Source organism: Shinella sp. Sh6 (genome assembly GCF_055392685.1).
Genome location: NZ_AP044006.1, coordinates 1 through 13,287, shown reverse-complemented (window position 1 = coordinate 13,287; position 13,287 = coordinate 1). Strand labels below are relative to the sequence as shown.

Annotated in this window: 16 protein-coding genes; 5 read left to right on the top strand and 11 right to left on the bottom strand. The window is 67.1% G+C overall.

The window, feature by feature from the left end; all coding sequences use genetic code 11:
- Positions 1–61 precede the first annotated feature (61 nt).
- The 10 genes from ACZ5TO_RS18420 to ACZ5TO_RS18375 form a co-directional block, all read right to left on the bottom strand.
- Entirely contained in the window at positions 62–1,291 is a 1,230-nt protein-coding gene (locus ACZ5TO_RS18420) for an aromatic ring-hydroxylating oxygenase subunit alpha (protein WP_464800731.1), read from the bottom strand.
- Between the two features lie 96 nt (positions 1,292–1,387).
- Positions 1,388–2,488, bottom strand: coding sequence for a pyridoxal-phosphate-dependent aminotransferase family protein (locus ACZ5TO_RS18415; RefSeq protein WP_464800730.1), 1,101 nt, complete (start codon positions 2,486–2,488; stop codon positions 1,388–1,390).
- 8 nt (positions 2,489–2,496) lie between these two features.
- Positions 2,497–3,264 carry an ATP-binding cassette domain-containing protein gene (locus ACZ5TO_RS18410; RefSeq protein ID WP_464800729.1) on the bottom strand — a complete coding sequence of 256 codons (768 nt, stop codon included), beginning with the start codon at positions 3,262–3,264 and terminating at the stop codon, positions 2,497–2,499.
- The gene (locus ACZ5TO_RS18405) at positions 3,261–4,043 is read right to left on the bottom strand and encodes an ABC transporter ATP-binding protein (RefSeq protein WP_464800728.1); all 783 of its coding nucleotides are present in this window, start codon (positions 4,041–4,043) and stop codon (positions 3,261–3,263) included. Before ACZ5TO_RS18405 ends, ACZ5TO_RS18410 begins: the two co-directional genes overlap by 4 nt.
- Positions 4,040–4,870, bottom strand: a complete 831-nt coding sequence (locus tag ACZ5TO_RS18400) for an ABC transporter permease (protein ID WP_464800727.1) — start codon at positions 4,868–4,870, stop codon at positions 4,040–4,042. Before ACZ5TO_RS18400 ends, ACZ5TO_RS18405 begins: the two co-directional genes overlap by 4 nt.
- A complete protein-coding gene (locus tag ACZ5TO_RS18395; protein ID WP_464800726.1) occupies positions 4,867–5,856 on the bottom strand; it encodes an ABC transporter permease in 990 nt (329 codons plus the stop codon). The genes ACZ5TO_RS18400 and ACZ5TO_RS18395 overlap by 4 nt, the downstream gene beginning before the upstream one ends.
- Positions 5,857–6,087: 231 nt before the next feature.
- Positions 6,088–7,698 carry an ABC transporter substrate-binding protein gene (locus ACZ5TO_RS18390; RefSeq protein ID WP_464800725.1) on the bottom strand — a complete coding sequence of 537 codons (1,611 nt, stop codon included), beginning with the start codon at positions 7,696–7,698 and terminating at the stop codon, positions 6,088–6,090.
- A gap of 131 nt (positions 7,699–7,829) precedes the next feature.
- A complete protein-coding gene (locus ACZ5TO_RS18385; protein ID WP_464800724.1) occupies positions 7,830–8,414 on the bottom strand; it encodes a hypothetical protein in 585 nt (194 codons plus the stop codon).
- Positions 8,415–8,478: 64 nt separating this feature from the next.
- Entirely contained in the window at positions 8,479–9,231 is a 753-nt protein-coding gene (locus ACZ5TO_RS18380; RefSeq protein WP_464800723.1) for a CbtA family protein, read from the bottom strand.
- A gap of 9 nt (positions 9,232–9,240) precedes the next feature.
- On the bottom strand, positions 9,241–9,450 hold the full coding sequence (locus tag ACZ5TO_RS18375) for a CbtB domain-containing protein (RefSeq protein ID WP_184140775.1): 210 nt from the start codon (positions 9,448–9,450) through the stop codon (positions 9,241–9,243).
- A gap of 220 nt (positions 9,451–9,670) precedes the next feature.
- Here ACZ5TO_RS18375 and ACZ5TO_RS18370 point away from each other — a divergent pair, with 220 nt between their 5' ends.
- Genes ACZ5TO_RS18370 through ACZ5TO_RS18350 form a run of 5 tightly spaced genes read left to right on the top strand, consistent with a single transcriptional unit; the run spans position 9,671 to position 12,398 of the window.
- Positions 9,671–10,264, top strand: a complete 594-nt coding sequence (locus tag ACZ5TO_RS18370; RefSeq protein ID WP_464800722.1) for a histidine phosphatase family protein — start codon at positions 9,671–9,673, stop codon at positions 10,262–10,264.
- A gap of 52 nt (positions 10,265–10,316) precedes the next feature.
- Complete coding sequence (gene minC / locus ACZ5TO_RS18365) at positions 10,317–11,057, top strand: septum site-determining protein MinC (protein WP_184140771.1); 741 nt, start codon at positions 10,317–10,319, stop codon at positions 11,055–11,057.
- 35 nt (positions 11,058–11,092) lie between these two features.
- On the top strand, positions 11,093–11,908 hold the full coding sequence (minD, locus tag ACZ5TO_RS18360) for a septum site-determining protein MinD (protein ID WP_464800721.1): 816 nt from the start codon (positions 11,093–11,095) through the stop codon (positions 11,906–11,908).
- On the top strand, positions 11,905–12,168 hold the full coding sequence (gene minE / locus ACZ5TO_RS18355) for a cell division topological specificity factor MinE (RefSeq protein WP_464800720.1): 264 nt from the start codon (positions 11,905–11,907) through the stop codon (positions 12,166–12,168). The genes minD and minE overlap by 4 nt, the downstream gene beginning before the upstream one ends.
- A gap of 41 nt (positions 12,169–12,209) precedes the next feature.
- Positions 12,210–12,398, top strand: coding sequence for a hypothetical protein (locus ACZ5TO_RS18350; RefSeq protein WP_464800719.1), 189 nt, complete (start codon positions 12,210–12,212; stop codon positions 12,396–12,398).
- Between the two features lie 4 nt (positions 12,399–12,402).
- On the opposite strand, the gene ACZ5TO_RS18345 is transcribed toward ACZ5TO_RS18350, so the two are convergent.
- Entirely contained in the window at positions 12,403–12,894 is a 492-nt protein-coding gene (locus tag ACZ5TO_RS18345) for a GAF domain-containing protein (protein WP_464800718.1), read from the bottom strand.
- Positions 12,895–13,287 lie beyond the last annotated feature (393 nt).

The window sequence follows — 13,287 nt, the reverse complement described above, 5'->3', positions numbered from 1 at the left end:
ACCAAATGGGAAACATTTATTGTGCAACGCAGCTATGCACATGCTGCGTTGCTCCCAAACCTCAGGCGCGGCCGATCTCGTCGAGATACCAGTCGATATAGCGCAACTCGTTCTGCTCCATCGGCGCAATGGGGCCGGGCACGAAATAGTGCGAGCGCACGCCGCGGGCCGTATGCTCGATGATCGTCTTGTCCTCTTCGGTCGTCATCTTCCACAGCCAGGTGAGCTTGGAAAGGTCGTAATCGCGCCCCTCCTCCGCCTTGCCGTCGACGAGCCAGATCAGCTCCATCTCGCAGCTTTCCGCCGTCTTGGGGATGAAGCGGTAGATCATGCCGTGGTCGGGATAGCAGACGAGGAAGGTCGTGCCGCCGAGATGGATGGACGTCACGCCGCCGTCGAAGGCGGAAAAGCGCCCCATCAGCGGCGCCACCGCCTTGCCGTCCTGGCTGCCGCTCTCCACGCCGTCATAGAGCGCATAACGGAAGGCGTGGATTGCTTCGTGGCCTTCCCGCGAGGTCTGCCAATGGTTGCCCGAGCCCACCTCGATACCGAGCGCGCAGGTGCGCGCCTCCATGGCCTCGTTCAGCGCCTCGATCATGTGCAGCGGCTGCTCCAGCGCATGGGTCTGCGAATATTCCGGATGAGCCGGGCCGCAATGGTAGCATTCGACGTAGTTCTCGACGGCGAGCTTCCAGTTGGCGTCGACCGGATAGCTTTCCCGGTGCGCCACCTTCGCGCTCGCCCAGCCGTACTGGCCGCAGGTCGCGTGCAGGAGGTTCTCCACCTCCAGGAAGTCGAGCGGATCTTCGGCGAAGGAAATGAAGATGAGGCCTTCGACCACCCGCACATGGAGTTTCTTCAGCCCGTGGTCCTCGCGCTTGAAATCCTTCGGCATCAGCCGGGCGGCCTTGAGGTTGCCGTCGTTGCCGTAGGTCCAGGCGTGATAGGGACAGACGAAGGCGCGGGCATTGCCCTTCGGCTTGGTGCAGACCTCCGCGCCGCGATGACGACAGACGTTCAGCATGGCATGGACCGTGCCATCCGCCGCGCGGGTGACGATCACCTGCTCGGTGTCGATGCGGAAGACCTCGAAGTCGTTGACGTTCGCGATCACGCTCTCATGAGCGATACAGTGCCAGTGGCGGCGGAAGACCCGCTCCATGTCGCGCTGGTAGATTTCCGGGTCGTGGTAGAACGGTCGGGCAAGGCCGTAGCCCGGCTGATGCTCCGAAACGAGGCGGTCGATGCGGTCGGGTGTCTCGGTTATGACGGCTTCGGCAATGTGTCCCATGGGATCGATCTCGCGCGGCTGATATCCGTCAAGTATCGATAGGCCCCCGGTTTCCGGCAAGATGGCCGAATGGCCGCGATTAATCGACGGTGTCGATTAGACATCCGCCCGGTAGTGCGCTGCGACCGCTGCCGCCGCGGCGGCGACATCCGCCATCTGCCCGACCTTGCCAAGCGCGATACCGTAGCCGACGACGCCCGAAAGCACCGTCTCGAAGCGCGCGCGCCGGCCGGTATGGTTGAGCCGCACCAGCCTCTCGGCACCCGGGCCGACGCCGGCGGAGAAATCCGTGTCGAGCGGCGTGGCGGCGGTAAGGAGGGCTTCCATGTCCACACCCTCTGGCAGGCGGACCGTCGTGACGAGATGGGAGGCCCGGCCGGCCTCGGCGGAGGGTTCGCCGCCAAGCGCGAGGAGGCCGGCCCGCGTCGCCCGCGCCGCCTTGGCGTGGCGGGCAAGAATGGCGTCGAGCCCTTCGGCCTCCACGCGGTCGAGCGCCGCTTCCAGCGCGAAGAATTCGAGTTGCGCCGAGGTGCCGGGCAGTGCCCCGCGGCCGGCATCGAGCCAGGCCTTGCGGTCGAGGAGCGAAAGGCTGGAGTCCCGCGGCCCTCCCTCCTTGGCTATGAGCGCCCACGCGGCCGGGCTTACCGAAACCGCCGAGACGCCGGCGGGGCCGGCCAGCGACTTCTGCGGCCCGATCACCGCGATATCGACGCCGAGGGCATCGACCGCAAGGGGATGGCCGCCCACCGAGGCGACGGCATCCACCACCGTGACGATGCCGCGCGCCCGGCCGGCCGCGATGATCTCCTCCAGCGGATTGAGCACGCCGTTCGCCGATTCGGCATGGCACAAGAAGACGGCCTTGACATCGGGATGGGCGTCTAAGGCTGCCGTCATGGCCTCAATATCGATGGGCCGGGCAGGCTCGGCAGTCAGCGTCACGACCTCCGCCCCGCCGCGCCGCAGCCAGCCGCCGGTCCAGGCGCCGAAGGGACTGGTGACGATGTTGATCGCTTTCAGGCCCGGACGGGCAAGACTTGCCGCCACCGCCTCCAGCGCCACCACGGCCTCTGTCTGGAAGAGCAGGATATCGTTGCGGGTCGCCAGGATTTTCCCAAGCCGGTCGGCGACCGCGCCGAAGCGTTCGGCGGGAAAGACGGGGACGTCGTTGAGGGCATTCCAGCGGTCGAACGGCATGGCGGCTCCTATTCGATGACAAGGCGCGGCACGGCGCGCACCAGCGCGCGGGCGGCGGGCGATTGCGGATCGGCGATCACGCGGGAAGTGGGTCCGGTCTCGACGATCCGGCCCGCCTCCATGACGGCGATGCGATGGGCGACGGCGGCGAGCACCGAAAGGTCGTGCGAGACGAAGAGATAGGCGATGCCCCGCTCCTCCTGAAGCGTCACCAGCAGCTCGAGAATCTTTTCGCGCACGGAGACGTCGAGGGCCGAGACGGCTTCGTCCAGCACGATCAGCGCCGGATGCGTGGCGATGGCCCGCGCGATGGCGATGCGCTGACGCTCGCCGCCGGAAACCTCGCGGATCGACCGGCCGGCATAGGCGGCGGGCAGGCCGACGCGGTCGAGCAGCGCGGCGACCTCGCGCGCCCGCTCGCCCTTCGGCACGACGGCGTGGATGCGCAAGGGATCCTCCAGCGCGGAGGCGACCGTGGCGCGCGGGTTGAACGCGCCGAGCACATCCTGGAAGACCATCTGCATCCTGGCCCGCCTGCGGCGCAGCGGCGCGCCGGAAAGCGCCAGCCAGTCCTCGCCGGCAAAGCGGATGCTGCCGGTATCCGGCTCGGCGAGGCGCGTGAGGACGCGCGCCAGCGTCGACTTTCCGCTGCCGGAGGCGCCCGCCAGGCCGAGCGTCTCGCCGGGCGACAGGTGAAGCGAGACGCCGTCGAGTGCCGTCACGCCGCGGCCGGCGGCATAGCGTTTGCTGAGGCCTTCGGCGACAAGCAGGGTCATGGCGCCGCCTCGCGAATGAGGGGCGGCGTCGCAAGGTCGCGATGACTGGCAATCAGCGTTTTCGTATAGGCCGCCGCCGGCGCGGCGAGCACCGTCCGGGTCGGGCCGGTCTCGACCAGCGCGCCCTTGCGGAAGATCGCGACGCGGTCGGCAAAGCCGGAGGCGAGCGCGATATCGTGGGTGATGAAGAGCAGCATCATGCCGGCCGCGCGCACGAGATCGTCGAGCAGCCAGACGATTTCCGCCTGCACCACCATGTCGAGCGCGCTCGTCGCCTCGTCGGCGATCAGCATGCCGGGTTTCGCGGCAAGCGCGGCGGCGATCGCCACGCGCTGGCGCTGGCCGCCGGAAAGCTGGTGCGGAAAGGCCTTCGCCACCTTTCCGGGATCGGGGAGCCGTACCTTCTCCAGCATCTCCACCGCGAGCGAAAGCGCCTGTCGCCGCGACAGGCCGAGGTGCCGGCGGGCGCCCTCCCCCACCTGCTCGCCGATAGTCAGCACCGGATTGAGGCTTGCCGCCGGATCCTGGAAGACGAAGCCGAGGTCGCGGCCCGGCCGCGGCGGCGACCCCGCGGCCCAGCGCATCCCGCCTTCGACCCGCGCGCCGTCCGGTAAAAGGCCGGCAAGCGCGCGGGCGAGCGTGCTCTTGCCCGAACCGCTTTCGCCGATCACCGCCAGCCGCTCGCCGGGGCGGATATCGAGGTCGATTCCGTCAAGGGCGGGCACGGACGCGCCGGGATAGGCGACGGAAAGACCGCGGATTTCGCAGAGCGCCGTCATGCCGCTGCCCTCCGGCCGGAAAGCGCCCGGGTCAGCCCCTCGCCGAGCAGATAGACGCCGACAACCGTGAGGACGAGCGCGATGCCCGGGAAGATCGACAGCCAGGGCGAGGAGCGCAGCACGTTGCGCCCTTCGGCGATCATCGAGCCCCAGGTGACCACGTTCGGATCGCCAAGGCCGAGGAAGGAGAGCGCGGCCTCGGTGAGGATGGCGGCGGCGACGATGATCGCCGAGAGCGCCAGCACCGGCGGCAGCACGTTCGGCAGGATTTCCCGGACGGCGATCCCCACCGGATGCATGCCGGCGACCCGCGCGGCGGCGACATAGTCGCGCTCGCGGACGGAGAGGACCTGCGCCCGGGTGAGCCGCGCCGGATCGGCCCAGGCGCCCAGCGCGATGGCCAGCACCACCACCGGCACGGAGGGGCCGACGACGCTGACGAAGGCAAGCGCCAGCAGGAAGCCCGGCACGATCTGGAAAGCATCGACCACGCGCATCAGCGCCTCGTCGAGGAGCCCCCCGGCAAAGCCCGCCGCAAGCCCCACGCACAGGCCCATGGCGAGCGCAGCCGCCGCCGCGGCAAGGCCGACGGCGAGTGAGGTGCGCGCGCCGTGGATGAGGCCCGCCAGCACGTCGCGCCCCAGCCGGTCCGTGCCGAGCGGAAAGGCGGGATCGCTGAACGGCACCGTCAACGCCCGGCCGGCAATGCGCAGCGGATCGCCCGGCGAAAGCACCGGCGCGAAGAGGGCGACGAGCGCGAGGCACGCCAGAAGGGCAAGACCGATCGCGCCTTCCGGGGTCGCCAGCAATCGCCACATCGTCCTCATGCGCCGCGCTCCGTGGCGCCGACGCGCGGATCGAGCAGGGCGTAGACGATGTCGACGAGGAGGTTGACCGCGATGACCAGCACCGCGCTCGTGACGATGATACCGATAAGGAGTGCCGTGTCGCGCCCGCTGACGGCCTCCTGCGCAAGGCGGCCGAAGCCGGGAATGGCGAAGATGCTCTCGATGACGACGCTGCCGCCGAGCATCGCCGCCGCCTGCAGGCCGAGCATGGTGACGAGCGGCAGCAGCGCATTGCGCGCGACGTGCCTGAGCACGATCCGCATGCGCGAAAGCCCCTTGGAGCGGGCGAAGAGCACGAAATCCATGCCCCAGATCTCCGCCATGCCGGCGCGCATCACGCGCAGGAACAGCGCCATGTAGATGAGCGCCAGCGTGCCGACGGGAAGCGCGAGATGGGCGGCGATATCGACCGCGCGAGCAAGGCCGGTGCGGCCGGAGGCGATGGTCTCGATCCCCGAGGTCGGCAGCCAGTGCAGCTGCACGGCGAAGACGATGCTGAGGACGAGGCCGAGCCAGAAGCTCGGGATCGCATAGAGCACGAGCGAAACCGTCGACAGTGCCCGGTCGCGAAAGCTGCCCGGCCGCGCGCCGGCGAGGATGCCGAGCGCCGAGCCGAGCCCGAAGGACAGCGCGGTGGCGCTGCCCATCAGCAGCAGCGTATTCGGCAGGCGCTCGACGATGAGGTCGCGCACCGGCCGGTCGAAGGCGACGGACCAGCCGAGGTCGAGCCGGGCGAGCGAGGAAAGATAGAGCCACAGCCGCGCCGGCATGGACTGGTCGAGCCCGTAGGCCGCGCGCAGCGACTGCGCAACAGCGGCGTCCCCGCCGCCGATGGAAAGAAGATAGGCATCCACCGCATCCCCCGCCGCCGTCTCCAGAAGCAGGAACGTCAGGACGACGACGATCAGCAGCACCGGGATGCTGGCGAGCGCGCGGCGGGCAATGAGGCGGAGCGCACGGTTCATGCCGCCTGCCGCAGACTTGTGCGCCGTGGGCAACGCGTCTGTGGCACCCCCCTCTGGCCTGCCGGCCATCTCCCCCTCAAGGGGGGAGATTGGCAAGATGCACCCACCCCGTTCAAACGGCATCGCTGGAAACGGGCAAAACGCAGCTCCATCCGATCTCCCCCCTTGAGGGGGAGATGGCCGGCAGGCCAGAGGGGGGTGTTCGCGGCAGGTGCCTTCATTGCCTCGCCATCACCCCTGAAGCGCGGTATCGGCCCAGTTGGAGACGGCCCAGCGGGGGTTGCTGGCGACGTTGAGCACGCTGTCGCGGGCGACCGTGATGAAGCCCCATTCGGCGACGTTGATCAGCGGCAGGTCGGCCGCGACGAGCTTCTGGAACTGGCGGTAGAGCTCGGTGCGCCGGGCGGTATCGATGGTCTCGGCCGCCTTGGCGATCACGGCGTCGAGCTCGGCATTCGCATAGCCGCCCTGGTTGGAGAAGCCGACGCCGGCCGGAATGCCGGACTGGACGAGGATGGTGGTGGAGATCGCCGGATCGCCGCGGAAGACCGGCGGGGCGACGGCAAGGTCGAAATCGTGGTCGGTATAGACCGCCTTCTGGTGCGCGGCCGAATCGGCGTTGACGATTTCCGCATCGATGCCGACGGCGGCGAGCGCCTGGCGCAGGTAATCGCCGAACTGGCGCGTCTCGTTGAAATAGGGCGCCGGACGCAGTTTCAGCGAGAAGCGCTTGCCGTCCGCATCCTTGGCATAGCCCGCCTCGTCGAGCAGCGCATTGGCCTTTGCGACGTCGAAATCGTAGGTCGGCACGTCGGCGTCGTAGAATTCCGGCGCGTTCTTCGGCACGGGGCCGGTGGAGGCGGCCGCATAGCCGAGGAAGATCGTGTCGACGACGAATTTCCTGTCGATGGCATGGGCGATGGCCTGGCGGACCTTGAGGTCGGCGAGTTCCTTGCGGCGGTGGTTGATCTCCACGACGAGCTGGTAGGTCAGCGCCTCGTAGCCCTTGGTGATGACCTTGATACCCGGCACCCTGGAGATGCGGTCGAGGTCGGTGAGCGGCACGGCGGAGAAGGCGGCGAGCTGGATCTCCTCCGCCTCCAGCGCGGCGCCCGCCCCGGCGCGGTCCGGCAGGACGCGGAAGACGATCTCGTCGAGGTTCGGCTGCGGCTTGCCCCAATAGGCGTCGTTGCGGGTCAGGCGGTAATATTCGCCGGGCTTGTATTCGGCGAAACGGAACGGGCCGGTCCCGACGAGCTGGACGTTCGCCGGATTGGCGGCGATGTCCGTGCCCTCGTAGAGGTGTTTCGGAATGACGCTGCTGACGACCGGCAGGGCGTTGCGGATGAGCTGGAGCGGCGTGGGCTTGGAAAAGCGGAAGACGGCGGTGGCCGCATCGGGCGTTTCCACGGTCTCCAGATTGGCGAAGACGATGCGGCCGAGATTCTGCAGGGGCTTCCAGACGCTGAGAGCCGAGAAGGCGACGTCGGCGGAGGTGAAGGGCTTGCCGTCGTGCCAGGTCACGCCCGTGCGCAACTTGAACGTCACGGAAAGCCCGTCCTCGGATCCTTCCCAGGCGGTGGCAAGGCGCGGCGAAAGACCATCCTTGCCCTCGAAGGAGGCCTCGGCCAGCGGCTCGATCACCTTGCTCGCCACGAAGAACACACCGTTGGAGGCGACGATGGCCGGATTGAGGTTCTTCGGCTCCGAATCGGCCGCCACGATCAGCCGCCCGCCGGCAGGTGCGGCCTGCGCGCGGGCAAGGGTCGGCAGGGCGGTGGAGGCGAGAAGGGCGGCGCCTGCCTGAAGGAAGGTTCGCCGGGTCGGAATCGCGGTCAGCATCGGTTGCTCCTCAATGACGGGACTGCCGGATATTGGCGCCAATCGCGCCGCCAACACAGGCAGGAAATTCTCAGACTATGCCTTGCGAGGACAAATTCCATGCGCCGCAAAGCATGTCCGGCACATTGCGCTCAGGTAACGCGCCGCAAGCGCAGGAAGACGAGCCCGGCCACCGCAAGAAGGGGAGAAGCGGCGGCGAAAAGCGTGGGCTTGTGCTCGATCGCGTTTTCCCAGTGGGGCGTGATGAAGGCGCTGGTGTAGAAGGGCTCTTCGGAATATTCGCACAGGATCAGCGCGCTGCCGCGCCGGATCATCTCGGCGTCGATCGTCGAGACGAGATCGCCTGCCGCCGCCGCCACGCTCGGCATGGCGCGCATGTGCAGGAGCAGCATCCGCGCGGCGGAAAGATAGGCATGGGAACATTCGTTGAAGGGGCTCGCCTCGTCGGCGATCGCCCGCGGCCCCAGGCCCCACAGGCAATAGTAGTTCTGGATGCGCGCGTAGTTTTCCAGCTTGCGGAAGACCGGGTCGGTTTCCCTGGCCTTGGCGGCGATACCGAGGATGGCGCCGTAGTGTTCGTCCAGCACCGCAAGGGCGCCGTGCGAAAGGCTCGGAATGGCAAGGCCGGTTGCGTTGAAGGAGGATACGCGGCTGCTGTGGGCAAGGGCCGGGCCGCAAGCGGCGACCATGAACGTCAGGAGAAGAAGCAGACGCAAGGCGATGGTCCTCTTCAGGCCGGCGGAATGCCGCGGCGGACCGCGGCATTCGCTGGATCGAAAGTCAGAACTTCGCGGCGAGTGCGCGATAGTTGCCGGACTGCTGGAGGCTGCGTTCCGCCAGATAGCCGAAGACGAGCGCAAGGGCCGTCCAGAGAACGGCTTGCAGCCCTACCGTCGCAAGGCGGAATTCGTAGAGCGTCAGCGCCGGGAAATTCTCCGGCACTTCGTTGATTGCCGGCAGGAGGCGGAAGACGATCGTCAGGAACGCCACATAGGCGATGCCGGCGACGATCGCGCCGTTCCAGCGGCCCCACTGCTCGCCAAGACGGCGGGCGAAGGCCACGGCAAGGGAGAGCGCGAAGATGGAAGCGGCGAGCGTCACGAAGAACAGCCCGGTGCGAACGCCGATCGTCTCGGGATCGCCGACGGCCGGCGGGTTCGGCGGATATTTGAGGTCCGGAACCACGACGAGGGCGACGAAGGCGGCAGCGCCCAGAACGAGCGCAAGCGCCCGCGGGCTGAGGCGACCGACGCGGCCGTAAAGGCCGGCGAAGACCAGCGAGAAGATGCCGCCCATGGCGACGGCATAGGTGACGACCCCGGTGAAGAGGCCGATGCCGGCCTGCGTCTGGCGGCTGACCGCCTCGGGTTCCTCGGGCGCACCGGCGGCGGGTGCTTCCGCCGCGGCCATCAGCTCTTCGAACGCGATGGCGCGGTCGACCTGCGGTTCGCCGTATAGACGTGCAAAACCGAAGGCAATGAGGCCGGCGACGAGGCCGGCGATCATGCCCCTCAGCAAAAGGTGTCCGGTCATGTCGTCACCTCAATGGCAGGGGAAGCCGAGGAGGTGGCGCCCGTCGTGTACGAATTCGTGAACTTCCAGACCCGACAGGAGACGTGCGGCACCTTCTTCGGTGCTGACGAAATAAAGCGCGAGCAGCATCAGGATGCCGCCGAAAAGAGCCCAGGGGAAGAGCTGCGCTGCGGGAATGGGCGTTACGGCCGTGCCGTGGCTCAAGGTAATATCAGACATTTGGTCCCTCTCAGAATACGCGTTCGCTAGTGGGGCGAATTTGAAACTCTCGAGGTCTGGCTTTCGCGAATTTGCGATTACAGTGGCGCGACCGCGCCAGAATTCCACTGGCTTCCCGAGACAAGTGGAATATCTATCAACGGTGTTTCCCGCCTGTCAATGAAATCCGGGGACTTGCCGGCCGATTCGGCGGCAAAAGACGAATTGGAAGGGGCAAAGAGTGACGACGCCATTCACGGCCGCCCGCGCGAGCCGCCTGACCGTGCTCTGCCGCGGCGCGACGCCCGCCAGCCGGCAGGCCCGATTCTCCTCCGACGAGCCCTTGCCGGCGGGCGAAGCGGAGCGGGCAAGCCGCCTTGCCGCCACGCTTGGCCGCTTCGAGGCGGTGCTGCACGGGCCGGAGGCGAGTGCGGCGCAAACGGCGGCGGCCTTCGCGCCGGATGCCGTTCCCTGCCCTGCCCTCGCCGACGTCGATTTCGGCCGCTGGACGGGCCGCACCCTTGCCGACATCGCCGCCGAGGCGCCGCAGGACCTTCGGCGCTGGATGGCGGATCCGGCGGCCGCGCCGCATGGCGGCGAATCGTTCGAAACGGCGCAGGCGCGGGCCGCCGTCTGGCTGGAAAGCCTGCACGGCACCGGCGGGCACCGGCTCGCCGTGACGCATCCCGTCATCCTCAAGCTCCTGTTCGCCCATGTTCTCGGCGCGCCGCTCTCCTCGGTCTGGCGCATCGATGCCGAGCCTTTCTGCCTGCTTTCGCTTTCGAGCGAGGGCACGCGCTGGGCGCTGCGCGGCTTCGGCCCGGCAATCCGTTAACCATTTGTTAACCATTCCACCGCTACATCGAAGCAACTGAAAATTAACCAAGATGACTGACGTGTTAACTCAACCCCGGCCGATCCGCCTCAAGGGGCGGTCCTTCCTTGCGCTTGCATTGACCCCGGAGCTGCCCTTCGAGGACTGGCTGGTGCGCCTCGACGACCTCGCCGCCCGCTCGGCCGGCTTCTTCCTGCGCCGCCCGGTCGTGCTCGACGTCGACGGCCTCGACATCGACCGCTCCGAGCTTCACATGCTGGTCGAGGCGCTGAGGGCGCGCAACGTGCGCGTCATGGGCATCGAGGGCGCGCGTTCCTCGCTGCTCGGCCCCGACCTGCCGCCGGCCATGACCGACGGCCGCCCGGCCGGCGACATCGAGGCGCCGGAGAGCGAACCGGCGGAAGCGGCCGGCCCGGTCACGCCTGTACCGGCGGTTCCCGCCATGCCGGCGCCGGTGGGCGTAACGCCCTCGCTGGTCGTGACGCGGCCGGTCCGCTCGGGCCAGTCGATCTTCTTTCCGGAAGGCGACGTCACCATCGTCGGCTCGGTCGCCTCGGGCGCCGAAGTGGTCGCCGGCGGCTCGATCCACGTCTACGGCCCCTTGCGCGGCCGGGCGATGGCCGGCTCGACGGGCAATGCCTCGGCGCGCATCTTCTGCCGCAAGCTCGAGGCCGAGCTGATCGCCGTCGACGGCTTCTACAAGACGGCGGACGACATGGAACCGGAACTGCGCGGCAAGCCCGTGCAGATCTGGCTCGAAGGCGAAACGATCAAGGCCGCGACACTCGGCTGAACAACAAGGCGAACAGCCATTTACTGGAGACGTATATGGGCAAGGTAATCGTTGTCACATCGGGCAAGGGCGGCGTCGGCAAGACGACGTCGTCGGCAGCTCTGGGCGCCGCGCTGGCGCAGAACGGCGAGAAGGTCGTGGTCGTGGATTTCGACGTCGGCCTGCGCAACCTCGATCTCGTCATGGGCGCGGAACGGCGCGTGGTCTACGACCTCGTCAACGTCATCCAGGGTGAGGCAAAGCTCACCCAGGCGCTGATCCGCGACAAGCGCGTCGAGACGCTCTACCTGCTGCCTGCCTCGCAGACCCGCGACAAGGACAACCTGACGCCGGAAGGCGTCGAGAAGGTCATCGCCGCCCTCAAGAACGCGTTCGACTGGGTGATCTGCGACAGCCCCGCCGGCATCGAGCGCGGCGCGACGCTCGCCATGCGCCACGCCGACGTCGCCATCGTCGTCACCAATCCGGAAGTCTCCTCGGTGCGCGATAGCGACCGCATCATCGGCCTTCTCGATTCCAAGACGCTGAAGGCGGAGAACGGCGAGCGCATCGAAAAGCACCTCCTGCTCACCCGCTACGACGCGGCCCGCGCCGAGCGCGGCGACATGCTGAAGGTCGAGGACGTGCTGGAGATCCTGTCGATCCCGCTGCTCGGCATCATTCCCGAAAGCATGGACGTGCTGCGCGCCTCGAACGTCGGCGCGCCCGTTACCCTCGCCGACGGCCGCAGCGCCCCGGCGCTCGCCTATTTCGAGGCGACGCGGCGCCTGAAAGGCGAGAACCTGCCGGTCACGGTGCCGGGCGAGAAGCGCAGCTTCCTCGGCAAGATCTTCGGAAGGAAGGCGGCATGAATCCTTTCCGCTTCTTCTCCCGCGCCCAGTCGGCCCCGGCCGCCCGCGAGCGGCTGCAGGTGCTGCTCGCCCACGAGCGCGCCGCCACCGGCGACTCCGACCTCGTCAACAAGCTGCGCGACGAAATCCTCAAAGCGATTTCCAAGCACATGCAGGTCGACGACGAAAAGGTCTCCATCAAGATGGAACGCGGCGCGCAGGTCTCCACGCTTGCCGTCGACATCGAGATCCCGTTCGACGCCGGCAAGAAGGCCGCCTGAGCCTTCGAGCTTCAACCTCAACCGCTCAAAAGGAGGATGCCATGAGCCGTCTTACCCTTCTGGAAAGGCTGAAAGCCGCCCAGCAGACCCCCAAGTACCAGGGCCGCGACATCACCACCATCAGCGCGGTGCTGTCCAACACGGCACTGGCGCGGCATGTGGAGATTTGCGAGCAGGCCGCCGGCATCGCCCCCAAGGCGAGCGAACCGTCCGGCACCACCACCCACTAGGGATTTAAGGATCGCTCGCCGCGACGTAGAGCGCGGCGAGCGCCTCGAAACCGGCCTGGTCTTCCGGCGTGAAGCGGCCCGGCGACGGACTGTCGAGATCGAGGACGCCGAGGACGGCACCGTCCCTGATGAGCGGCACGACGAGTTCCGAGCGCGAAGCGGCGTCGCAGGCGATATGGCCGGGAAAGGCGTCGACGTCCTCGACGCGCTGGCTGCGCCGCTCGGCGACCGCGCTGCCGCACACACCCTTGCCGACCGGAATGCGCACGCACGCCACCTTGCCCTGGAACGGGCCGAGCACCAGTTCCCTCTCCGATTTCAGGAAATAGAAGCCGGCCCAGTTGAGGTCCTCGACGGCATCGAAGATCAGCGCGGCAAGATTGGCCGCGTTGGCGATGGCGTCGCGCTCGCCGTGCAGGAGCCCTTCTGCCTGCGCCAAAAGCTCACGGTAGAAGCCCGGCTTGTCGGCCGCCTCGATTTTTCCGATGTGGTGCATGGCAGTTCCTCGACGTGCGTTTCGCCGTCGATAGACCCCGGCAAGGCCGCTGGCAAGGCGCAAGTCCCGGGCCTGCACCCCTCGTTTCCGGGGCGAACGGTTCCTTTCAGAAATATATCGTATCGCGATATACATCTTCTTTTCTGACTATACGCAAGTTTCACCCTGCCGGCAGGGCCTTACGCGCGCCTTTATTTTATTATATATGAATATATAAGTATTGATGCGAATATACAAATATTTATTCCTGAAATACTTCATACGATAAAATTAGTGATAGAATCTCCACCACAACATAAAATTGAAAACCTGACATCCCTAGAAATAGGGAGGAGAAATTGCGTGTTCTTAGACCAAAGTTGCATGGTTTTATCGATTTGCTAACCATTCGCT